The sequence below is a fragment of the Pseudomonas sp. PA1(2017) genome (assembly GCF_001945375.1).
Classification (GTDB): Bacteria; Pseudomonadota; Gammaproteobacteria; order Pseudomonadales; family Pseudomonadaceae; genus Aquipseudomonas.
Genome location: NZ_MSXU01000011.1, coordinates 76,525 through 96,834, shown reverse-complemented (window position 1 = coordinate 96,834; position 20,310 = coordinate 76,525). Strand labels below are relative to the sequence as shown.

The window sequence follows — 20,310 nt, the reverse complement described above, 5'->3', positions numbered from 1 at the left end:
CGAGGCAAGCATGCGAGAAGGGCAGCGAAGCGGTATTGACGCCGGTCAACAGGCACAGGAAAGCCCAGCGCCAGCGCTGCTCTGGGATCGGCCGACGGGCGCCAGCCAGGCCACCCTGATCCTCGCCCACGGCGCCGGCGCGCCGATGGACAGCGACTTCATGAACCTGATGGCAGGCAAGCTCGCCGCCCGCGGGCTGACGGTGGTGCGCTTCGAGTTCGACTACATGGCCGCGCGCCGCCAGGACGGCAAGAAAAGCCCACCCAACCCACAGGCCAAACTGCTCGACTGCTGGCGAAGCGTGTACGCCGCCGTGCGACGCCAGGTCACGGGGCCGTTGGCCATCGGTGGCAAATCCATGGGCGGGCGCATGGCCAGTCTGTTGGCCGACGAACTGGATGCTGACGGCCTGGTTTGCCTGGGCTACCCCTTCCACGCCATCGGCAAGGCCGACAAACCGCGCACCGCGCACCTGGCCGACCTGAAAACGCCGACCCTCATCGTGCAGGGCGAACGCGACGCCATGGGCGACCGCCACACCGTGGCCGGTTACCAACTCTCGGCGGCAATCGAACTGTGCTGGCTGACGGCGGGCGACCACGACCTCAAACCGCTGAAGGTGTCCGGCTACAGCCACGAACAGCATCTGGATTCGGCGGCGGATGCGGTGGCGGGCTTTCTGCGCGAGCACGCCAAGAAGCGCTGAAAGCAGGCCTGCGTCGCAGCCCTGATGCACCTCGCTGGTTAACATCGGCAGTTGGGATTGGGAGGCAGGAAATCAGGGATGCATTACCGCGACGTGCTGCAGATTCACCGAAGCGCCAAGCGCTTCAAACGCCTGGCGCTATGGGCGGGCATCCTGTTGTGCCTGATCATGCTGCTGGGCAAGAGCAAGTGGTACCTGGCGGGCGTGCCGGCGAATCCAGTATCCATCGAGATGATGAAGGACTACGTGCGCGGCGCCGGCGCAGACCCCGCAACACTGATCCTCAGTGACCACCACGGCACCTGCGGCCGATTCAGTTATATCGGTAAAGACGGAAAGCGCACGGCGCCCATGGGGTTCGTCGCCATTCCCGGCCAGGGCGTGGCGCCAAGCGTGCTGGCTGATGAGTGGAACAAGAGTCGTTGCGCCGGGCCGCGGTCGGCGCCTTGATTTTGTGAAGGCAGCCCGCTGTCATTAATTCTAGGTAATTGTCGGGTTTCTCAAATGGTTTGGTATCACATGGCAAGGCCGTGGACCTGTATCTGGGTTATCGCGCTGGTGGTTTGCGCGTCATTCCTCTATTTGAACTTCACGGCGATGCATGAACAAGAGCAGCCATTCAATGCCATGCAGTGGCGCAGCCTGAGCCACGAAGCAAGGCTTAATGACCCCGGATGCGTACGCGGAGGTATGGCTCTATTTCTATCGAATAACCACAGCCTGGCCGGTATGCCGCAAGCGGCGGTGATGGAGCTGCTCGGCGAGGCAGACACCGTCCTTCCCAATCAATTTCACTTCAGTCTTGGCCAGTGTCATTGGGATTGGAGGTACAGTTCGCTGGTCGTAATTTTCAAAGATGGAAAGGTAAGCCAGGCTTCCATCGCGTATCCCGCTAGCGACTTCTAATTGGGGTGCTCACTCCATAAGCCGCTGCCCACAATGCAGACAGCTGGTTGTGCCATGGTCGTGTTGCTCACCCGCACGCTCGTCGATTCTGTGATGGGGCGACTCGCCACACTTGGGGCAGCTGTAACACTCCAGCAACTGATGCTGGCGATACAGATTGAGCAGGCCGCCGCCGATGATCACGGCCAGAGTGATTACCGCGAAATCCGGAGCGCCAACGATCACCAGGGCGAACAGGGCGATCACCAGCACGGCGAGCAGTGATTCCAGAAAATCCACCTGGCTGCGCAGGCGGTTGTAAGCGTTCTGGCTCATGTCAGGGCGTCCTTGTTAGTGGGTAGCCATTGCCAGTGTGGCTTCAGTTGCGCGGTCCTGTGCCTGATGGAAAACTAATGAAGCAGTTTGCGTTACTCGGTGGCGCTGCTCGGGCTTTCGGCAGCCTCGGCTTCCAGCTTCGCCCGGTCGGCCTTACTGATGTATTTGGGCTTGTTGCTCTTGGGTGCCAGCTTGGCATTGGCCTTCTTGGCGTGTGCCTCCAGCAACTGCTTGATCTTCTTGCGGCGATTCATCTGGGTACCTGTGGTAAGTGTCGAGCGCTTCAGCCCGGGGTTTTCTTCAGGGCCATGCCTTGGCTTGCCGGCGCTGTAAGTGCAAAGCCGAACTGCTGATACAGGCGGTACGCTTCGCCGTCGGCGATCAGGCTGACGTAGCCAGACTCCGGCACCTCGCGGGCGATGTAATCGCTGATCGCCGCCATGATCATTTTCCCCAGGCCGCGGCCTTGATGCTCCGGCAGCACGGCGATATCCACCACCTGATAGAACGCGCCGCCATCGCCGATCACCCGGCCCATCCCCACCGGCTCGCCGGCGCAGAGCACCTGCACGGCGAATAGACTATTGGGCAGGCCGCGGCTCGCCGCCTCGACGGTCTTGCCGCTCAGCCCGGCTGCCGTGCGCAGATGGCGATAGGTTTCCACCGACGGAATGGCATGCACGAGGGAGTAGGCGGTGTCGGTCATTCGATGGGTCCTTTGCTGGGCATGATACGGAGCCTGCGATAAACGGCTGCCGGGTGATTAAGAACGCGCGTCGCCGAGGATAAAGGCTGCATGGTAGCGCGCGAGCAACAAGGGTACGGCCGTCTCGCGCCAGAACTTCAGGCTAATATGGCCCGACGACATGCCGCCATGGGCGTGCCGCTCGACGAACACCGTGGACACTTCCGCGCTTGTCGGCAAGCCAACCAGGCGTTCGAAGGTGGCCTCGAGGATTTCGGCCAGTTGCGCCTCGCTTGGCGGAAGCGGCTGCGTGGCCAGCACCTCGCTCATTTCCTGCCACAGATAGGGATCACCCCGGCAGCCCCAACTGATGGGCTCGGTTTGGAATAGGTCGGATAGGCTAGTGATGGACATCGATTCAGGTGGCCTTTGCTGTGGTCTATGCGGCAAGTCAGTCTACGTCTGTGGCATCGCGCAGCCTTATCGCCTGGGCCGCCATATAGACGCGGTTAGACGCCTCATCCAGCGACTCCATGCCGGCAATTAAGCGACCATTCTGCCACGGCGCGTAATCGTTGAAGCTGCCCATGCCGCCATAAACGGACATAACCGAGCACGCCAGGCTGGTCAGTTCTTCCCCATCGTGACTGCTGCCCACCAGCGCTCTGGCTGTCGTCAGGCAATTGCGGAAATGCGCGGCCCAGTGGCTATCTGGGTCGAGGGCGAGAATGTCGATGAGCGCCGCAAGGTGAGCGATCAATTCATCCAACTGGTTTTGCGAATTGTTCATGGCGCGCCGGGTGGTGAGTCTGTATCGAACGGGGAGTATGCCTCAGGCGTTCCTACGCTCAGGCTCTGCCCCATGGATAAACACCGTGTAGGTATCAGCAGGCCGGTTACCCTCAGCCCGGTCAAGAGCGTGGCCGATGGCGCCGCGATGATAGGTGCCGTGGTTGACCAGGTGAAAGATCGCTTCTTCACGGCTCAACATGCCCTGCTTGCCATCCACGAAAATAAAGCGAATGGGCTCTTGAAGCTGCCCAGACGCAAGGCCATCGAGGTACGCGGCCAACCACTGATTGGCCGCTGTCAGCCTGCGATCAAGCTCATCGAGCTGGGGCAGGGTATCGGTGTTGGTGCTGTCATGGGGCGCCTGCTCCCCAAGCAGCCGCGCGCGGAACAACTCTTCCACGCGAACCAGATGGTTGAGCTGCTGCCGCGCGAAGGCCAGCGCTTCGGACTGCGCCAATGGATCGAGCTGAGCGACCGCGTCCAGCGTTCGGCGGTCTGCCCAGGCTTTGTATTTAAGGGTGTTGTGGATGAGCATTGAGTTGACCTTAGGCGCTATTTGAAGGGGAGAGGCTATAAATATCGTCAGACGGAGATTAACTCGATTTTGAAGGATAATCGGGGGCGTAGCCGGCGCTTCATCAATCTATTTAGACATCGCATCCTTCGCTTGAGCGGTTGGATAGTTTGCATATAGTGCCGGCGTCTGCTGGAGAGACGTTTCGGATGCGAGCGACTTGAGTTGCTTTTATATTTCACTTCGTAAAGATGCATCGGCTTGGTTGGTCGTACTTTTCTTTAGCTATATCAGGTAGACCGCAATAGAGTAGGACCTCTGAAGTGTACGTTGGTATGGGGTTGAATGTGCAAGTTGTTGCAATGCTTGCAAAGTTAAATGAATCGCTTGTCCGCTGTCTAGAAATTTTGGCGTTTACAGAATCAAGCTTACCACTCCAGAAGTTGACATAAAATAAATGGTTGTCCAGTTTTATAACAGAGTAACGATTAGATTCGCTGCTGTAGTCGTGTCTTTCGCTTACGCCATAAGGGAAGCGCGGATCATCTATGTACGGATTGTTGGGTGGGCTAATCCTTATCGTAGGTTGAAGTCCGCTGCCGACATATGTAAATGTGATGATCTCCTCAGCGCCGTCTCCGGTTATGTCGGCTCTATGCTCCTTCATGTTAATGTCAATGGAATAGCCTTTGTCTAGATCGTAATACTTGGTGGGAGTAAGTTTTTTTGCCGCCTCGCATACAGTTCTCACGGTGTATATGCTTGGTTTGTCAGTTATCTCAAACTCACTTGCATGTGATGATGCGGAAAGGATTTGGAGCAGTATCAACGTCCATGGCTGTGAGTATGCATAGCGCATCGTACGACTCCAAAAATAGCTTTCGAATGAAGTGGGAGTTTTAGCTCGTCCCGGTGAGTGAGGTAAGCGGCTTGAGGCAATAGTTAGAGGGCGTTGCTGCATTTTAAAAAAACAGAAGAGTTAGAGTGATTCTTGGTGTGTGGGTGATTGTTAAAAGTTGCATTTATGAATGTGTGTGAATATTCCCCTAAAACACTCAGTTTCAGCGTCGGCGCACTCAGAGTTCCCATCTTTATAGCTGATCGTGTAACTTGTGGGGCAGTAATTATTTATTATACAAAAGGTTGATGCGGTGCAAGAGTCTTTTAGAGCTTGGTATCTATCTAGCGGCTTGTCCGAGATAATGTTGGCTGATTTTTTGTATAAGTCGTTTGTTTGCAGTGCATTGCGTTGAGATGTCGTCGTAGATAGTTGCTGGGAAAATCAATAGTGCAGTTAATGCTGTTAGTGCTGCTATTGCTCTAGTTATTTTCCAAAAAAATCTCATGTTGAGTTGCTTCTGGTGTTTGGTTACGGAGTGAGCTTTAGCCTGTATCGGAGAGCGGAGCTAAAGAACTTGAACCATTAGGTGGTTTTTTTGAATGTGAATACTTGCCTCGAAAGGCGCACCAGGATCATAGCCGTTCTGACTGTTACTATGATAATAATTGCTAGGGCAGATACATAAAATGTTAGCGTCGAGATTGTTATTGGCCAGAAAGCAGCATCCGCCCCTTCGTTGTAGCATTCTCCCAAAATTCTAGGGCAACCTACGTATAGATAATAAAGGCCGGCACAAAGTCGTACTGACAGTGCCGCGAGCGAAATAAGTAGCCATAGTTTGATATTTTTGGGGTGCATACCTAGCTCTAACGTTTGGTTAAGGGGTGGGCTTTAGCCCGTCCCATTGAGCGAAGCGAACGATCTGAACCAGTTGTTAGCTGATACATACCAAAAGCTCAAATAAGCTTATATTCCAATAGCGCATCTTCCCAGAGCACATCCTTGTGTGCTCGAAAATAGCCAATCAGTATTGAGGTTACTGTTTGTGTTTTTAAATTATTGCTTTCAATAGCTGAAATTAACTGATTGGTACTTGTGATCTCTATTCCCATGATTTTATTTTCAGGTTCACAGCAGCCATAAGTATCGTAAGAAATTCGCATCAAGTAGAGATTGCCGTCTTCGTTTATTTGAAAATCAGCAAATACGGCATGATCTTGCAAGGCAAGGCAATACTTGCATGGGCGTGTTGACATTGGCTCAAATTTTCGGACATCCATGTTCTTTGCCTGTGCAGCTAACTATAAATAGACACCAAATGGTGCATAACTCCCCGACGGGCGTGGTGTATAACATTCCGTGCCCTTTTGCCGAGCCCGTCTAGCTCGCGACATACAGCGAGGTGCTGGGATGCTTGGCGAGTTATACACCACGCCTTCGAGACGTTGATAGGTGCGGAGTCTCACGTCGTTCCTAGGCGTGACGCCAGCGAAAAGGCGCAACATCACGCTGCGCCTCAATTGCCTACCGATTAAACCGCGCCACCAACGAATACTGCCCCTGCGCCGTGCTGGTCAGCTCCTCGCTCAACAACGCCGTGCTTTGCGCCTCGCCAGCCGTCTGGTCGGATAGCTGAGCGATGGTGGTGATATTGCGGCTGATTTCGTCGGCCACGGCGCTTTGTTCTTCGGCGGCGGCGGCGATCTGGTCGGCCATTTCGTTGATATTGGCCACCGCGTCGCTGATGCCGGCCAGGGCCTGGTCGGCCTGTTGCACGCGTTCGACGCCTTCGTCGGCCTGTTTGCGGCCGATGTCCATGGTCAGCACGGCTTCGTCGGCGGTGCGTTGCAGTTTGGCGATCAGGGCGTGGATCTGGCCGGTGGATTCGGCGGTGCGTTGCGCCAGGGAGCGGACTTCGTCGGCGACCACGGCGAAGCCGCGGCCCATTTCGCCGGCGCGGGCGGCTTCGATGGCGGCGTTGAGGGCGAGCAGGTTGGTCTGGTCGGCGATGCCCTTGATCACGTCGACCACGCCGCCGATTTCGTTGCTGTCCTGGGCGAGGCGGGTGACGGTTTCGCCGGTTTCGCCCACCGACAGAGACAGGCGCTGGATCGCTTCGCGGGTTTCGCTGGCGATGCCGCGGCCTTGCTGGGTCAGGCGGTTGGCTTCCTGGGTGGCGATGGCGGTGCGCGCCACGTTGTTGGCCACTTCCAGGGTGGTGGCGGCCATCTGGTTGACGGCGGTGGCGACCTGGTCGGTTTCTTCGCGTTGGCGCTGCAGGCCGGTGGAGCTGTTGTGGGCCAGCACGTCGGCCTGGGCCGCCTGCTTGGCGAGGTTCTCGGCGCTGTCCTGCAGGCGGGTGAGGCAGGTTTTCAGGCGTGCTTCCTGGCTGAGGATGGACAATTCCAGGCGGCCTTCGACACCGCCGTTGTCGGTGTACATCTGCGCGATCAGCGGGTCGGAGGTGCTTTGTTCGGCCAGTTGCAGCAGGCGCTTGATGCCGCGGCTCTGCCAGGCCAGGCCGAGCAGGCCGAGGGGGATCGACAGCGCGGCGGCGGCGACGAAGCCCCAGGTGCTGTCCAGCCAGGCGCCGACCAGAAAGCCGACCTGGCTGACCAGAATGAACGGCAGCCAGTTCTGCACCACCGGCAGCCAGCGGTCGCGGCTGGGGATCGCCGCTTTGCCGGCGTTGATGCGGCCATAGAGCGCCTGGGCGCGTTGCACCTGCTCGGCGGTGGGCTTGCTGCGCACCGACTCGTAGCCGGTGACCTTGCCGTCATCCAGCACCGGCACCACGTAGGCGTTGACCCAGTAGTGGTCGCCGTTCTTGCAGCGGTTCTTGACGATGCCCATCCATGGTCGGCCGGCTTTCAGGGTTTCCCACATATGGGCGAACACGGCGGGCGGCACGTCGGGGTGGCGCACCAGGTTGTGCGGCGCGCGGATCAGCTCGTCGCGGGAGAAGCCGCTGATCTCGATGAAGGCTTCGTTGCAGTAGGTGATCTGGCCCTTGAGGTCGGTGGTCGAGATCAGGCGTTGCTGCGCCGGAAAAGTCCGCTCGTTACCGGTAATGGGCTGGTTGTTACGCATGGCATCTACCCTGATGTCAGTGCGCTGCCAGGGAGGAAGTAGGGCAGGCGGGCAATGGTTCGCGCCACCTACCAGACTACGACTGTGGTCCTGACCCCGCTGCGGCTGGGGCGACCGATCCTACAGGCAACGCTTTTATGGTTATCGCTTACGCGTGGCAGGCCTGCAGTGTACCCAACTTTCAAGGTGTGGGACGTTTTGGCGCCGGTAAAACGACGGTCCATTGGTCGAGGGTGGGCGGGCACGTTCGAGCGCGCAAAAGAAACCCGGGTGTCGCTGCGCTCGACCCGGGTTATGGAACCTCCCGCGCAGCCACGCTGCACGGGTGATCGTCAGCTGGCGATCAGCTGGCGCAGCACGTAGTGCAGGATGCCGCCGGCCTTGAAGTACTCGACCTCGTTGAGGGTGTCGATGCGGCAGAGCAGCTCGACGCTCTCCAGCTTGCCATCTTCGCGGGTGATCTCCAGCGTCAGCGGCATGTGCGGGCGCACCTCGACGCCGTCCAGGCCCTTGATCGCCAGGGTTTCCTTGCCGGTCAGGCCCAGGCTCATGCGATCCGCGCCGCCGGTGAACTGCAGCGGCAGCACACCCATGCCCACCAGGTTGGAACGGTGGATACGCTCGAAGCTCTCGGCGATCACCGCTTTTACGCCCAGCAGGTTGGTGCCCTTGGCCGCCCAGTCGCGGCTGGAGCCGGTGCCGTATTCCTTGCCGGCGATCACCACCAGCGGTGTGCCTTCCTGCTGGTAGCGCATGGAAGCATCGTAGATCGCCAGCTTCTCGCCGCTCGGCACGTGCAGGGTGATGCCGCCTTCTTCGCCGTCGAGCATCTCGTTGCGGATACGGATGTTGGCGAAGGTGCCGCGCATCATCACTTCATGGTTGCCGCGGCGCGATCCGTAGGAGTTGAAGTCGCGCGGCTCGACGCCTTGTTCGCGCAGGTAGCGACCGGCCGGGCTGTCGGCCTTGATGTTGCCGGCCGGGGAGATGTGGTCGGTGGTCACCGAGTCGCCGAGCAGCGCCAGGATGCGCGCATTGGCAATGTCGGTGATCGCCGGCGGCGCCTGGTCGATGGCCTCGAAGAACGGCGGGTGCTGGATGTAGGTGGAGTCGTTCTGCCAGGTGTAGGTGTCGGCTTCCGGCACCTGGATGGCCTGCCACTGCTCGTCGCCTTCGAACACCTCTGCGTATTCCTTGCGGAACATGGCGGTGTCGACCTTCTGTACGGCCTCGGCGATTTCCTTCTGGCTCGGCCAGATGTCGCGCAGGTACACCGGCTTGCCGTCGCGGTCTTCACCCAGCGGCTCCTCGGCGATATTCACGCGCACGCTGCCGGCCAGGGCATAGGCGACCACCAGGGGCGGCGAGGCGAGCCAGTTGGTTTTCACCAGCGGATGCACGCGGCCTTCGAAGTTGCGGTTGCCGGACAGCACCGAAGCGACGGTCAGGTCATGTTCCTGAATGGCCTTCTCGATCGGGTCCGGCAGCGGGCCGGAGTTGCCGATGCAGGTGGTACAGCCGTAGCCGACCAGGTCGAAGCCGAGCTTGTCGAGGTATTCGGTGAGCCCGGCGGCGGCGAAGTATTCGGTCACCACCTTGGAGCCGGGCGCCAGCGAGCTCTTGACCCAGGGCTTGCGTTTGAGGCCTTTCTCCACGGCCTTCTTGGCCAGGAGGCCGGCGGCCATCATCACGCTCGGGTTGGAGGTATTGGTGCAGGAGGTGATCGCCGCGATCACCACGGCGCCGTCGCTCAGCGGGTGGCGCTGGCCGTCCATCTCGTAGTGGATCTCGTTCTGCGCGGCGTTGCCGACGGCCACGCCACCGCCGCCTTCGCTTTCCAGGCGACCTTCCTCTTTACGCGGCGGCTTGAGCTGCAGGCCGAGGAAGTCTTCGAACGCCTGGCCGACTTGGGGCAGGGCAACGCGATCCTGCGGGCGTTTGGGGCCGGCCAGGCTGGCTTCGACCTGGCCCATGTCCAGTTCCAAGGTATCGGTGAATACCGGCTCGCTGCCGGCCTGGCGCCACATGCCCTGAGCCTTGGAATAGGCTTCCACCAGCTTGACGGTTTCATCAGGTCGGCCGGACAGACGCAGGTAATCCAGGGTGATCTCATCGACCGGGAAGAAACCGCAGGTGGCGCCGTATTCCGGCGCCATGTTGGCGATGGTGGCGCGGTCGGCGAGCGGCAGTTCGGCCAGGCCGTCGCCGTAGAACTCGACGAATTTGCCGACCACGCCTTTCTTGCGCAGCATTTGGGTGACGGTCAGCACCAGGTCGGTGGCGGTGATGCCTTCCTTGAGCTTGCCGGTCAGCTTGAAGCCGATCACTTCGGGAATCAGCATCGACACCGGCTGGCCGAGCATCGCCGCTTCCGCCTCGATGCCGCCCACGCCCCAGCCCAACACGCCGAGGCCGTTGATCATGGTGGTGTGCGAGTCGGTGCCTACCAGGGTGTCGGGGTAGGCGTAGGTCACGCCGTCTTCTTCCTTGGTCCACACGGTGCGGCCCAGGTATTCCAGGTTCACCTGGTGGCAGATGCCGGTGCCCGGCGGTACCACGCTGAAGTTGTCGAAGGCGCTCTGGCCCCAGCGCAGGAAGGCGTAGCGCTCGCCGTTGCGCTGCATCTCGATCTCGACGTTCTCGCCAAATGCCTCGGGGCTGGCGAACTTGTCGACCATCACCGAGTGGTCGATCACCAGGTCGACCGGCGACAGCGGGTTGATCTTCTGCGGGTCGCCGCCGGCCTTGGCCATGGCGTCGCGCATGGCGGCCAAGTCGACTACCGCCGGCACACCGGTGAAGTCCTGCATCAATACGCGGGCAGGGCGGTACTGGATCTCGCGCTCGGAGCTGCGTTTTTCCAGCCAGTCGCTGATGGCTTGCAGGTCATCCTGGGTGACGGTCTTGTCGTCTTGCCAGCGCAGCAGGTTTTCCAGCAGCACCTTGAGCGAAACCGGCAGCTTGTCGATGTCGCCCAGCTGTTTGGCGGCGTCCGGCAGGCTGAAGTAATCGTAGGATTTACCGTCCACGTCGAGGGTGCGGCGGCAGTTCAGGCTATCGATGGAGGACATCGTGCATCTCCTTGTGGCTTGCACGGTACAAGCCGTTCTGGTTTGGCAGGCGCTCTGTGGCCCTGCGCGATGATTCCCTTGGCCAGGCTCGTGCGGCTTGCGGTGAGCCGTCGCCTGATCGTGCACCTGTCGAGCATAGCCCGCAGGCGCAGCCGGCGATGCCGGGATGCTGTTCTCTGGACAGGGAGCAGAGGCCCTGGGTTCCAGTTTTCGCTATCATGCGCGGCCTATGGAGATGCTTAAATGAAGACTTTGTTACTGCACTGCCGCCCCGGTTTCGAGAACGAGGTGTGTTCGGAGATATCCGAGCATGCCGCGCGTCTCGACGTGCCCGGCTACGCCAAGGCCAAGCCGGACACCGCCTGCGCCGAATTCATCTGCAGTGACGAGGCGGGCGCCGAGCGGCTGATGGCCGGGCTGCGCTTCAGCCAGTTGATCTTCATCCGCCAGTGGGCGCGCGGCAGCTTCATCGAGCTGCCCGAAAAGGATCGTATCAGCGTGTTGCTCGAGCACCTGGCGCCGCTGCCGGTTTTCGGCAGCCTGTGGCTGGAGGTGTTCGACACCAACGACGGCAAGGAGCTGTCCGGCTTCTGCAAGAAGTTCGAAGGCCCGCTGCGCAAGGCCCTGAGCGGCGCCGGCAAGCTGGCGGAGAGCGCCCGTGCGCCGCGCCTGCTGCTGACCTTCAAGAGTGGCCGCGAGGTATTTCTCGGCATGGCCGCGCCAAACAACTCGGCGATCTGGCCCATGGGCATTCCGCGCCTCAAGTTCCCCCGCGAGGCGCCCAGCCGCTCGACCCTGAAACTCGAAGAGGCCTGGCACACCTTCATTCCGCGTGAGCAGTGGGATGAGCGCCTGTCGGACGAGATGACCGGCGTCGACCTGGGCGCCGCACCGGGCGGCTGGACCTATCAGCTGGTACGCCGCGGCATGTTGGTGACCGCCATCGACAACGGCCCGATGGCCGAAAGCCTGATGGACACCGGCCTGGTCAAGCACCTGATGGTCGACGGCTTCACCTGGAAGCCCAAGCAGCCGGTGGACTGGATGGTCTGCGACATCGTCGAGAAGCCCGCACGCAGCGCCGCGCTGCTGGAAACCTGGATCGGCGAGGGCCATTGCCGCGAGGCGGTGGTCAACCTCAAGTTGCCGATGAAGCAGCGCTACGCCGAGGTGCAGCGCCTGCTCGAACGCATCGCCGAAGGCCTGGCCGCGCGCAAGGTCAAGGCCAGCATCGCGTGCAAGCAGCTGTATCACGACCGCGAGGAAGTGACCTGCCACCTGCGCCGGCTGAGCAAATAGACCGAATTTGAACGGTGAGCTGCCCGTGCCGGCAGCCACTTCCCGAATGCAGCAAGAATGATCAAGCGGAGCCCGTGATGCTCGATTCGACCCCTGACGACACCCTCGACGCCACCGGCCTGTTCTGCCCCGAACCGGTGATGATGCTGCACAACAAGGTGCGCGACCTGCCGGCCGGCGGCCTGCTCAAGGTCATCGCTACCGATCCCTCGACCCAGCGCGACATTCCCAAGTTCTGCGTGTTTCTCGGCCACGAGCTGGTGGAGCAGGCGCAGGATGCAGAGACTTATCTGTACTGGATTCGCAAGAAGGTTGATTGATTCGCCGCGGGTTGCAGCTCGTACTCGACCGCGGATGCACCACCAATCGAGTAGGAGCGTCGCCCTCGGCGCGAACGATGGTGGCCTTGCTGCGAGAACCGGGGTCGTAGGTGCGATTCGCCGCGGGTCGCGGCTCCTACACGATCGCGGATGCACCTCCAATCGAGTAGGAGCGTCGCCCTCGGCGCGAACGATGGTGGCCTTGCTGCGAGAGCCGGGGTCGTAGGTGCGATTCGCCGCGGGTCGCGGCTCCTACAGGGATTCTCGGACACTGCTTGCGCCGTCTTGCTATGAATTAGCACTCGGATGCGTGCGACCTGGCGCTTCGATCAGCCAGATTCGCCGTTTGGCGCTGATCTTCAGGCGCAGGGTGAGCATCAACGCGGCGCAGGTCAGGCCGACGATCAGGCCTTCCCACAATCCTGCCGGGCCGCTGGCCGGGCCGAACAGGTCGGTCAGGCCGAGCACGTAGCCGACTGGCAGGCCGATACCCCAATAGGCGAACAGCGTCATGATCATGGTCGCCCGGGTGTCCTGATAGCCACGCAATGCACCTGCGGCCGTGACCTGGATGGCATCGGAGAACTGGAACAGCGCGGCATAGACGATCAGGCTCGCCGCCAGGGCGATGACCTCGGCTGCCGGCGTGTAGATCGCGGCAATGTCCTCGCGTAGCAACAACATGCAGCTCGCCGATACACAGGCGTACGCGAGGGCGGTGACCATGCTCACGCCGGCGGCGAAGCGCGCGTCACGCGGGGTGCCGCGGCCCAGCGCCTGGCCGATGCGAACGGTGGCGGCCATGCCGATGGAGTAGGGGATCATGAACACCAGCGAGGCGAAGTTCAGGGCGATCTGGTGGCCGGCCACCACGGTAGCGCCCAGGCTGCCGATCAGCAGGGCGATCACCGAAAAGATGCTGGCCTCGGCAAATACCGAAATGCCAATAGGCATGCCGATACCCAGCAAGCGCTTGATCGGCGCCCAGCGTGGCGGCTCGAAGCGGCGCAGTGGCGTGGTTTGCCGATAGGCCGAAGCGCGCCGGACCCAGACGATCATCGCCAGCAGCATGAAGGCCATCACGCCCGCCGTGGCCCAGCCGCAGCCCACGCTACCAAGCGGCGGGATGCCGAGCTTGCCGTAGATCAGCACGTAGTTGAGGGGGATGTTCAGCAGCAGGCCGAGCAAGCCGATCACCATGCTTGGCCGTGTGCGGCCCATGCCGTCGCTGTAGCAGCGCAGCACGTGATACAGCGCCACGCAGGGAAAACCGAAGGCCACGCCGTGCAGGTAGCCCATGGCAGGTTCGATCAGGTCTTCATCGACTTTCATCACGCGCAGGGCGAATTCCGCGTTCCACAACAAAACGCCCGCCACACTGCCGACAGCCAGCGCCAACCACAGCGCCTGGCGCACCAGCGGGCCGATCTCGTCGAGTTGCCCGGCACCGAAACGCTGCGCCACCTTCGGCGTGGTGGCCAGCAGAATGCCGGTCATCAGCAGGAACACCGGCACCCAGATCGAGTTGCCCAGGGCCACGGCGGCCAGGTCGCGGGCGCTGAAGCGGCCGGACATCACGGTATCGACGAAGCCGATCGAGGTGTACGCCAGTTGCGCGACGATGATCGGCAGGGCAAGGGCGAGCAGCGTGCGCAGTTCGGCGCGCACCCGCTGCAGGCGGGATTGGGCAGGCATGACAAGGTTCACAGGGCAGAGAAAACCGCACAGTTTACGCGCTGACGGCTCGGTCAGGAAAGGCGCAGCGGCGCGCTTGCAGGTAGAATGCCCGCCGGTTTGTGGAGAACTGCCATGCGCATAGTCGCCGACGAAAACATTCCCCTGCTCGACGAGTTTTTCGCCGGTTTCGGCGAGATTCATCGCTTGCCCGGCCGCGCCATCGACCGTGCGGCAGTCGCCGATGCCGAGTTGCTGCTGGTGCGTTCGGTCACGCCCGTCGACCACGCGCTGCTGCGGGGCAGCCCGGTGCGTTTCGTCGGTACCTGCACCATCGGCACCGATCACCTGGATCTCGACTACTTCAGCGACGCCGGCATCGCCTGGAGCAGCGCGCCGGGCTGCAACGCCCGTGGTGTGGTCGACTACGTGCTGGGCAGCCTGCTGGTGCTCGGCGAGCGCCTTGGCGCCGATCTGGCGCAGCGCACCTACGGCGTGGTCGGTGCCGGGCAGGTGGGCGAGCGACTGATCAGGGTACTGCGCGCCCTGGGGTGGCGGGTGCTGGTGTGCGATCCGCCCCGACAGCGCAGCGAAGGCGGCGATTATGTGAGCCTGCAGCAGATCGTCGAGCAGTGCGACGTGATCAGCCTGCACACTCCGCTGGCCCGGGATGGCGAGTTCGCCACCCGGCACCTGATCGACGCCGAGGTGCAGGAGCGGCTGCGTCCGGGTACCTGGTTGATCAATGCCAGCCGCGGGGCGGTGCTCGACACCGCGGCGCTACGTGCGTATTTGCAGAGTGGCGCCGATCTTCACGTGGTGCTGGACGTCTGGGAAGGCGAGCCGCTGGTTGATCTCGAACTGGCCGCGCTGTGCCATATCGCCACGCCGCACATCGCCGGCTACAGCCTGGACGGCAAGCTGCGCGGCACCGCGCAGATCTACCAGGCGTTTTGCCGTCATCAGGGCATCGAGCCGACGATTTCGCTGGAGTCGTTGACGCCGCCACGCTGGCTGCCGTGCCTGGGCATCGCCGCGGGCAGCGACCCCGCCTGGGCGCTGACAACGGTGTGCCGGGCGATCTACGACCCGCGCCGTGACGATGCCGATTTGCGCCGCAGCCTGGTGGTGGACGAGCAGGCGCGCAAGGCCGGCTTCGACCTGCTGCGCAAGCGCTATCCGATGCGGCGTGAGATAGAAGGACTGGAGGTCGAGCTGCGCGGCGTGGACGAGCCGCTGGGGGCGCTGATCAGCGCGCTGGGCGCGCGCGTGATCAACGTGCAATAGCGAGGGCGTGCGCAGTGTCAGCTGGCGGTGTCCTGCTGGCTTGCTGCGGCGGCCTTGTCGAGCTCGCTGCATGCTTGCTGGATCATGCTTTCAGTAATCGGAATTTCCCGACCATTAGGGTCGATGAGTGCGCCATGGGCGAGCTCACAGGATGTATCGGACTGCGGTGCGTGCTGCTTGTCAGTGCTGCTCATTATGGTCTCCTCATCAGGTGGGGCGCATTGCCGAAGGCGACGACTTCATTAGTGATGGGGGCATCCCAATATGGCTTCAACCGTGCCCAGTCATACTGTCGCAAAAAATTACCGGATAAAGAAGAGACGCCGTCGAACGGTTTGGCCATGAAAGGAGGCAATGCGTGCTGAGAACGGGATTATTGCTGCTGGGCTGCCTGCTGAGCCTGCAAGTGGCAGCCATCGAGCCGGCCGAACTGGTGAGCGGGGCACGCGAGCAGATCGGCGTGACCCTCTCATACGATCCCGCCTACCGGCGCATCGGCTATCCCGGTGGAGACGTGCCGATGCAAACCGGGGTGTGCACCGACGTGGTCATCCGTGCCTTACGCTTGCAGGGTCTGGATCTGCAGAAGGTGGTGAACGAGGACATGGCGGCGAACTTCTCGGCATACCCGAAACAATGGGGCCTCAAGCGCCCGGATCGCAACATCGACCACCGCCGCGTGCCCAATCTGATGACCTGGTTCCGGCGCCAGGGCATGGCGCTGCCCGTCGTACGCGAGGCTGATGCTTATCGAGCCGGGGATATCGTCACCTGGGATCTGGGCCGTGGGCAGACCCACATCGGCATCGTTTCCGATCGGCTGTCCGCAGCGGGCGAACCGCTTATCCTGCACAACATCGGCGCCGGTACGCGGGAAGAGGCCATCCTGTTTCGCTTTCCCATCACCGGCCATTACCGCTTCACGCCAGGCTAGCTGCACAAACGACGAAGCCCCGCGCCTTGTGGGCAGCGGGGCTTCGGTTGGAGCGGCAATCAGGCGTGGTGGTAGCTGATGACGCTGTCCTGCTCCTTGAGCACCTTGCGCATCTCCGCCGGAATGTTGCCAGCTCTGACGGCCAGCTCCAGGCGGATGTCTTCGAGGCTCTGAGCAAAAGCGTTCGAATCGTTGATCTGCAGTTTCTGCAAGACCCGGCTGTAGGCGGTGGTGTCCGCTTCATCGATCAGGGAAAGAACGATGCTACCGTCCGGGCGAGGCCGACTGAAGGTGGCACGTAGTGGGGCGAATAGCTTCTCGACAAGCTGTCGATTACCATTTTCCATTGACGAACTCCAGTTTACGTAGGAACCCCTATGAGTGACTGGAAATCATTTAGTTCGACGATGGCTGCTTTTTCGCGCCCTTATAGTGATGAATTTCGCATTTGTTTCGATATTCAGCGACGCAGCGCCTTGCGCGTACGCTCGATCACGCCTGGCAGCGTGTCGGCGCTGTACTGGCCGGGGTAGAGGCGCTGGGTGTGCTGAGCCACACCGGTGTGGTCGACCACGGTGAAGCTGAAGCTGCCCTTGCGTGCCGCCAGAATATGGCAAGCCAGCGGGGCGAATGCGTTTGAAAGGGTATGGATAGCGGTCTGGATTTGTTGAGTGGTATTCATATTCGGGTGTTTCCTGTACTGCAGGCGCATGATCGCGCCATAAAAATAGGGCTCCGGTCATTGGCTCATGCCAACGGGATTGGTTATCGGAGCGAGCTGCACGCTTTTAAGTTCAACCTATATAGGGTGAGCCAGCGGGCCATTTGGGAACCTGGGCGAGGTAATCAGTGCGAGGCGAAGACTGGCGAAAAAGCACCGTTCACGAGCTGTAAACGAGCATTTCGACGAGCCTGGCTTCAACGCAACAATGGCAATGCAGAGGGTTCTCTAGCGGCTTGCTGTAGCGGGTCTGTACTTCGGAAGACTGGCGAGGTCAGCGCATGAGCGAGACGGCCAGATCAGTCAGCGGAGGGGGTCATGGCAGGGATGCGTGCATCGATTGGATGCCGATTGCCAGGAAACCATCAGGAAGGCCCAGGGGCCGGATGACTTGCAGCGTGGTACGAACGGAGCGGATCATACACGGCTGTATAAAAAATAGCCAGCGTCATTTTCATCTTTTCGCGGCCGCCGATCGGCGTCGCACTGGCTGGTCGATTTGAGCTAGCATTAGCGCTCTTTTGCTTTCCTCTGGCGACGGTTTTCAATGAGTTATCAGGTTCTTGCACGCAAATGGCGCCCGCGTTCCTTTCGCGAGATGGTCGGGCAGACCCATGTGCTGAAAGCGCTGATCAACGCACTCGACAGCCAGCGTCTGCACCATGCCTATCTGTTCACCGGCACCCGCGGGGTGGGCAAGACCACCATCGCGCGCATCATTGCCAAGTGCCTGAACTGTGAAACCGGTATCAGCTCCACGCCCTGCGGCACCTGTTCGGTATGCCGGGAGATCGACGAGGGTCGTTTCGTCGACCTCATCGAAGTGGACGCCGCCAGCCGCACCAAGGTCGAAGACACCCGCGAGCTGCTCGACAACGTGCAGTATTCGCCAAGCCGTGGGCGTTTCAAGGTCTACCTGATCGACGAAGTGCACATGCTGTCCACCAGCTCCTTCAACGCGCTGCTCAAGACGCTCGAAGAGCCGCCGCCCCACGTCAAGTTCCTGCTCGCCACCACCGACCCGCAGAAGCTGCCGGTCACCGTGCTGTCGCGCTGCCTGCAGTTCTCCCTGAAGAACATGCCGCCCGAGCGGGTGGTCGAGCACCTTAACCACGTGCTGGGCGCCGAGAACATTCCTTTCGAGGACGATGCCCTGTGGCTGCTCGGCCGCGCCGCCGACGGTTCGATGCGCGATGCCATGAGCCTCACCGATCAGGCCATCGCCTTTGGCGAGGGTAAGGTGCTGGCGGCTGACGTGCGCTCCATGCTCGGCACCCTCGACCACGGTCAGGTGTATGGCGTGCTGCATGCGCTGATCGAAGGCGACGCCCGCGGCCTGATCGAAGCGGTGCGCCAGCTCGCCGAGCAGGGCCCGGACTGGAGCGGCGTGCTGGCCGAGATGCTCAACGTGTTGCACCGCGTAGCCATCGCCCAGGCGCTGCCCGATGCGGTAGACAACGGCCAGGGCGACCGCGAGCGGGTTCTGCAGCTGGCCCAGGCGCTGCCGGCCGAGGATGTACAGTTCTATTACCAGATGGGCCTGATCGGCCGTCGCGACTTGCCTTTGGCGCCAGATCCGCGCAGCGGTTTCGAGATGGTGCTGTTGCGCATGCTGGCGTTCAGGCCGGCGGGCGAGGGCGATGCTCCGAAGGTGGCGCTAAAGCCACTGGGGATCAGCCAGGCCAAGGCTGATCCCCAGGTAACCCCGGTGGCCGACGCAGCGCCTGCTGCGTCGCCAACCATTGCCAGTGCTGCGCCAAGCCAGCCAGCTGTGCCCAGCCAGCCGGAACCGCCCGCCGTCGAGCCGCCCGCTGCGCCAGCTGTCGTCGCACCCGCGGCGACTCCAGCCGTTGCGCAGGCGCCAACCGTCACGCCACCCTGGGAAGAGATGCCGGCCGAAGTCGAGCCTGCCGCGCCCGCTCCGGTGGTCAGCGAAGCACCTGCGCCGGCCCCGGAGCCGGTCGTCGCAGCGCCTGTGCCACAACCGCCAGTCGCCGTACAGCCGCAGCCCGAACCTGCCGCCGAGCTGCCCGTTCCGGAGCTGGCCGAGGTGCCGGTTATCGACACCAGCGACCTCAATCCGCCGGACAGCGATGACGAGCCGCCACCTGGCGACTACGACTATGTGTCGATGGACGTCGACAACCTGGATTACGATTTCGCCGATGCGCTCGGAGGCGATCAGCCCCAGGCCGAGCCCGAACCGGAGCCCGCGGCGATGCCCGCCACCGGCCTGGCCGCCGAATGGCTCGAGCTGTTCCCCAAGCTCGGCCTGAGCGGCATGACCGGCAGCATCGCCGCCAACTGCACGCTGATCGCCGCCGAAGGCGACAAGTGGCTCTTGCACCTGGACCCCGGCCACAGTGCACTGTTCAACGCGACCCAGCAGCGCCGTCTGAACGATGCCCTCAACGCCTACCATGGCCGCGAGATGCAGCTGAGCATCGAGCTGATCAAGCCCGAGCAGGAAACCCCGGCCCAGGCCGCCGCCCGCAAGCGCGCCAATCGTCAGCGCGAAGCCGAGGCCTCGATCCAGAACGATCCGCTGGTGCAGCAAATGATTTCCCAGTTCGCCGCCTCCGTGCGTGCGGGCAGTATCGAACCCGTCGATAACGTCGAACTACCGAGGACAACATCATGATGAAAGGTGGCATGGCCGGCCTGATGAAGCAGGCGCAGCAGATGCAGGAAAAGATGCAGAAAATGCAGGAAGAGTTGGCCAACGCCGAGGTCACCGGCCAGTCCGGTGCCGGCCTGGTCAGCGTGGTGATGACCGGTCGCCACGACGTCAAGCGCGTCAGCCTCGACGACAGCCTGATGCAGGAAGACAAGGAAATCCTCGAAGACCTGATCGCCGCCGCCGTCAATGACGCCGTGCGCAAGATCGAAGCCAACAGCCAGGACAAGATGTCCGGCATGACGTCTGGCATGCAATTGCCGCCCGGCTTCAAGATGCCGTTCTGATTGGCTCGTGCCGTCCAGCCGACGCACATGGCTGCGTTGCCGTCGGGCTCGGAATCCTCATGTGCAGTAGCACACTGCGCTTCCTCGCCCGCCGTCTGATCGCCACCGTAATTCGCTGGGCCAGCGGTAGGGCAGGTTGTACCCCGTCGGTGATCGATGGGTGTCACCTGCGCGGTTCGGCCCATGCTACG

The 20,310-nt window shown here is 61.6% G+C and carries 23 protein-coding genes; 9 read left to right on the top strand and 14 right to left on the bottom strand.

Annotated elements, in window-relative coordinates:
* Nucleotides 1-10: 10 nt before the first annotated feature.
* The 3 genes from BVH01_RS16935 (at nucleotide 11) to BVH01_RS16925 (ending at nucleotide 1,612) form a co-directional block, all read left to right on the top strand.
* Complete coding sequence (locus BVH01_RS16935) at nucleotides 11-706, top strand: alpha/beta family hydrolase (protein WP_075931507.1); 696 nt, start codon at nucleotides 11-13, stop codon at nucleotides 704-706.
* 78 nt (nucleotides 707-784) lie between these two features.
* Nucleotides 785-1,156, top strand: a complete 372-nt coding sequence (locus tag BVH01_RS16930; protein ID WP_075931461.1) for a hypothetical protein — start codon at nucleotides 785-787, stop codon at nucleotides 1,154-1,156.
* Between the two features lie 54 nt (nucleotides 1,157-1,210).
* Entirely contained in the window at nucleotides 1,211-1,612 is a 402-nt protein-coding gene (locus BVH01_RS16925) for a hypothetical protein (RefSeq protein ID WP_139317864.1), read from the top strand.
* A gap of 9 nt (nucleotides 1,613-1,621) precedes the next feature.
* Here BVH01_RS16925 and BVH01_RS16920 read toward each other — a convergent pair whose 3' ends face one another.
* The 10 genes from BVH01_RS16920 to acnA all read right to left on the bottom strand — a co-directional run bounded on the left by BVH01_RS16920 (nucleotide 1,622) and on the right by acnA (nucleotide 10,920).
* A complete protein-coding gene (locus tag BVH01_RS16920; RefSeq protein ID WP_075931459.1) occupies nucleotides 1,622-1,927 on the bottom strand; it encodes a hypothetical protein in 306 nt (101 codons plus the stop codon).
* A 92-nt stretch (nucleotides 1,928-2,019) separates the two neighbouring features.
* A complete protein-coding gene (locus BVH01_RS16915) occupies nucleotides 2,020-2,181 on the bottom strand; it encodes a DUF2986 domain-containing protein (RefSeq protein ID WP_075931458.1) in 162 nt (53 codons plus the stop codon).
* A 29-nt stretch (nucleotides 2,182-2,210) separates the two neighbouring features.
* Entirely contained in the window at nucleotides 2,211-2,633 is a 423-nt protein-coding gene (locus BVH01_RS16910; RefSeq protein WP_075931457.1) for a GNAT family N-acetyltransferase, read from the bottom strand.
* Nucleotides 2,634-2,690: 57 nt separating this feature from the next.
* Nucleotides 2,691-2,942 carry a hypothetical protein gene (locus BVH01_RS16905; RefSeq protein ID WP_256562793.1) on the bottom strand — a complete coding sequence of 84 codons (252 nt, stop codon included), beginning with the start codon at nucleotides 2,940-2,942 and terminating at the stop codon, nucleotides 2,691-2,693.
* 121 nt (nucleotides 2,943-3,063) lie between these two features.
* Nucleotides 3,064-3,402 carry a hypothetical protein gene (locus BVH01_RS16900; protein WP_075931455.1) on the bottom strand — a complete coding sequence of 113 codons (339 nt, stop codon included), beginning with the start codon at nucleotides 3,400-3,402 and terminating at the stop codon, nucleotides 3,064-3,066.
* Nucleotides 3,403-3,444: 42 nt separating this feature from the next.
* The gene (locus tag BVH01_RS16895; protein WP_075931454.1) at nucleotides 3,445-3,939 is read right to left on the bottom strand and encodes a DinB family protein; all 495 of its coding nucleotides are present in this window, start codon (nucleotides 3,937-3,939) and stop codon (nucleotides 3,445-3,447) included.
* 217 nt (nucleotides 3,940-4,156) lie between these two features.
* On the bottom strand, nucleotides 4,157-4,777 hold the full coding sequence (locus BVH01_RS24495) for a hypothetical protein (protein WP_139317863.1): 621 nt from the start codon (nucleotides 4,775-4,777) through the stop codon (nucleotides 4,157-4,159).
* Between the two features lie 938 nt (nucleotides 4,778-5,715).
* Entirely contained in the window at nucleotides 5,716-6,039 is a 324-nt protein-coding gene (locus BVH01_RS16890) for a hypothetical protein (protein ID WP_075931453.1), read from the bottom strand.
* A 244-nt stretch (nucleotides 6,040-6,283) separates the two neighbouring features.
* Nucleotides 6,284-7,849 carry a PAS domain-containing methyl-accepting chemotaxis protein gene (locus BVH01_RS16885; RefSeq protein WP_027910400.1) on the bottom strand — a complete coding sequence of 522 codons (1,566 nt, stop codon included), beginning with the start codon at nucleotides 7,847-7,849 and terminating at the stop codon, nucleotides 6,284-6,286.
* Nucleotides 7,850-8,181: 332 nt separating this feature from the next.
* Nucleotides 8,182-10,920, bottom strand: a complete 2,739-nt coding sequence (gene acnA / locus BVH01_RS16880; protein WP_075931452.1) for an aconitate hydratase AcnA — start codon at nucleotides 10,918-10,920, stop codon at nucleotides 8,182-8,184.
* A 243-nt stretch (nucleotides 10,921-11,163) separates the two neighbouring features.
* Between acnA and rlmM the strand changes: the two genes are divergently transcribed.
* Complete coding sequence (rlmM, locus tag BVH01_RS16875) at nucleotides 11,164-12,219, top strand: 23S rRNA (cytidine(2498)-2'-O)-methyltransferase RlmM (protein WP_075931451.1); 1,056 nt, start codon at nucleotides 11,164-11,166, stop codon at nucleotides 12,217-12,219.
* A gap of 77 nt (nucleotides 12,220-12,296) precedes the next feature.
* Nucleotides 12,297-12,539 (top strand): sulfurtransferase TusA, encoded by a 243-nt coding sequence (gene tusA / locus BVH01_RS16870; RefSeq protein ID WP_070887113.1) that lies wholly within the window; start codon nucleotides 12,297-12,299, stop codon nucleotides 12,537-12,539.
* Nucleotides 12,540-12,827: 288 nt separating this feature from the next.
* On the opposite strand, the gene BVH01_RS16865 is transcribed toward tusA, so the two are convergent.
* Complete coding sequence (locus tag BVH01_RS16865; RefSeq protein WP_075931450.1) at nucleotides 12,828-14,234, bottom strand: MATE family efflux transporter; 1,407 nt, start codon at nucleotides 14,232-14,234, stop codon at nucleotides 12,828-12,830.
* A 114-nt stretch (nucleotides 14,235-14,348) separates the two neighbouring features.
* On the opposite strand from BVH01_RS16865, the gene pdxB reads away from it, so the two are divergent.
* A complete protein-coding gene (gene pdxB / locus BVH01_RS16860) occupies nucleotides 14,349-15,500 on the top strand; it encodes a 4-phosphoerythronate dehydrogenase PdxB (protein WP_075931449.1) in 1,152 nt (383 codons plus the stop codon).
* Between the two features lie 17 nt (nucleotides 15,501-15,517).
* Here pdxB and BVH01_RS24685 read toward each other — a convergent pair whose 3' ends face one another.
* On the bottom strand, nucleotides 15,518-15,694 hold the full coding sequence (locus BVH01_RS24685; RefSeq protein ID WP_168172878.1) for a PA1571 family protein: 177 nt from the start codon (nucleotides 15,692-15,694) through the stop codon (nucleotides 15,518-15,520).
* A 167-nt stretch (nucleotides 15,695-15,861) separates the two neighbouring features.
* On the opposite strand from BVH01_RS24685, the gene BVH01_RS16855 reads away from it, so the two are divergent.
* On the top strand, nucleotides 15,862-16,434 hold the full coding sequence (locus BVH01_RS16855; protein ID WP_075931506.1) for a DUF1287 domain-containing protein: 573 nt from the start codon (nucleotides 15,862-15,864) through the stop codon (nucleotides 16,432-16,434).
* A 59-nt stretch (nucleotides 16,435-16,493) separates the two neighbouring features.
* On the opposite strand, the gene BVH01_RS16850 is transcribed toward BVH01_RS16855, so the two are convergent.
* Complete coding sequence (locus BVH01_RS16850) at nucleotides 16,494-16,781, bottom strand: DUF3509 domain-containing protein (protein WP_070887068.1); 288 nt, start codon at nucleotides 16,779-16,781, stop codon at nucleotides 16,494-16,496.
* Between the two features lie 113 nt (nucleotides 16,782-16,894).
* Entirely contained in the window at nucleotides 16,895-17,116 is a 222-nt protein-coding gene (locus BVH01_RS16845) for a hypothetical protein (protein ID WP_075931448.1), read from the bottom strand.
* Nucleotides 17,117-17,702: 586 nt separating this feature from the next.
* Here BVH01_RS16845 and dnaX point away from each other — a divergent pair.
* Together dnaX and BVH01_RS16835 are read left to right on the top strand one after the other, a co-directional pair.
* Complete coding sequence (dnaX, locus tag BVH01_RS16840; RefSeq protein ID WP_075931447.1) at nucleotides 17,703-19,796, top strand: DNA polymerase III subunit gamma/tau; 2,094 nt, start codon at nucleotides 17,703-17,705, stop codon at nucleotides 19,794-19,796.
* Nucleotides 19,793-20,119: a YbaB/EbfC family nucleoid-associated protein gene (locus BVH01_RS16835; RefSeq protein WP_042555660.1), complete on the top strand. Its 327-nt coding sequence runs from the start codon at nucleotides 19,793-19,795 to the stop codon at nucleotides 20,117-20,119. Before dnaX ends, BVH01_RS16835 begins: the two co-directional genes overlap by 4 nt.
* Nucleotides 20,120-20,310 lie beyond the last annotated feature (191 nt).

Coding starts and splice junctions, on each gene's coding strand:
- BVH01_RS16930 (WP_075931461.1), top strand. CDS start 785: ATGCATTACCGCGACGTGCTGCAGATTCACCGAAGCGCCAAGCGCTTC.
- rlmM (WP_075931451.1), top strand. CDS start 11,164: ATGAAGACTTTGTTACTGCACTGCCGCCCCGGTTTCGAGAACGAGGTG.
- BVH01_RS16900 (WP_075931455.1), bottom strand. CDS start 3,402: ATGAACAATTCGCAAAACCAGTTGGATGAATTGATCGCTCACCTTGCG.
- BVH01_RS16865 (WP_075931450.1), bottom strand. CDS start 14,234: ATGCCTGCCCAATCCCGCCTGCAGCGGGTGCGCGCCGAACTGCGCACG.
- BVH01_RS16845 (WP_075931448.1), bottom strand. CDS start 17,116: ATGAATACCACTCAACAAATCCAGACCGCTATCCATACCCTTTCAAAC.
- pdxB (WP_075931449.1), top strand. CDS start 14,349: ATGCGCATAGTCGCCGACGAAAACATTCCCCTGCTCGACGAGTTTTTC.
- BVH01_RS16835 (WP_042555660.1), top strand. CDS start 19,793: ATGATGAAAGGTGGCATGGCCGGCCTGATGAAGCAGGCGCAGCAGATG.
- BVH01_RS16905 (WP_256562793.1), bottom strand. CDS start 2,942: ATGAGCGAGGTGCTGGCCACGCAGCCGCTTCCGCCAAGCGAGGCGCAA.
- dnaX (WP_075931447.1), top strand. CDS start 17,703: ATGAGTTATCAGGTTCTTGCACGCAAATGGCGCCCGCGTTCCTTTCGC.
- BVH01_RS16910 (WP_075931457.1), bottom strand. CDS start 2,633: ATGACCGACACCGCCTACTCCCTCGTGCATGCCATTCCGTCGGTGGAA.
- BVH01_RS16915 (WP_075931458.1), bottom strand. CDS start 2,181: ATGAATCGCCGCAAGAAGATCAAGCAGTTGCTGGAGGCACACGCCAAG.
- BVH01_RS16890 (WP_075931453.1), bottom strand. CDS start 6,039: ATGGATGTCCGAAAATTTGAGCCAATGTCAACACGCCCATGCAAGTAT.
- tusA (WP_070887113.1), top strand. CDS start 12,297: ATGCTCGATTCGACCCCTGACGACACCCTCGACGCCACCGGCCTGTTC.
- BVH01_RS24495 (WP_139317863.1), bottom strand. CDS start 4,777: ATGCGCTATGCATACTCACAGCCATGGACGTTGATACTGCTCCAAATC.
- BVH01_RS16895 (WP_075931454.1), bottom strand. CDS start 3,939: ATGCTCATCCACAACACCCTTAAATACAAAGCCTGGGCAGACCGCCGA.
- BVH01_RS16935 (WP_075931507.1), top strand. CDS start 11: ATGCGAGAAGGGCAGCGAAGCGGTATTGACGCCGGTCAACAGGCACAG.
- BVH01_RS16920 (WP_075931459.1), bottom strand. CDS start 1,927: ATGAGCCAGAACGCTTACAACCGCCTGCGCAGCCAGGTGGATTTTCTG.
- BVH01_RS16885 (WP_027910400.1), bottom strand. CDS start 7,849: ATGCGTAACAACCAGCCCATTACCGGTAACGAGCGGACTTTTCCGGCG.
- acnA (WP_075931452.1), bottom strand. CDS start 10,920: ATGTCCTCCATCGATAGCCTGAACTGCCGCCGCACCCTCGACGTGGAC.
- BVH01_RS16925 (WP_139317864.1), top strand. CDS start 1,211: ATGGTTTGGTATCACATGGCAAGGCCGTGGACCTGTATCTGGGTTATC.
- BVH01_RS16850 (WP_070887068.1), bottom strand. CDS start 16,781: ATGGAAAATGGTAATCGACAGCTTGTCGAGAAGCTATTCGCCCCACTA.
- BVH01_RS24685 (WP_168172878.1), bottom strand. CDS start 15,694: ATGAGCAGCACTGACAAGCAGCACGCACCGCAGTCCGATACATCCTGT.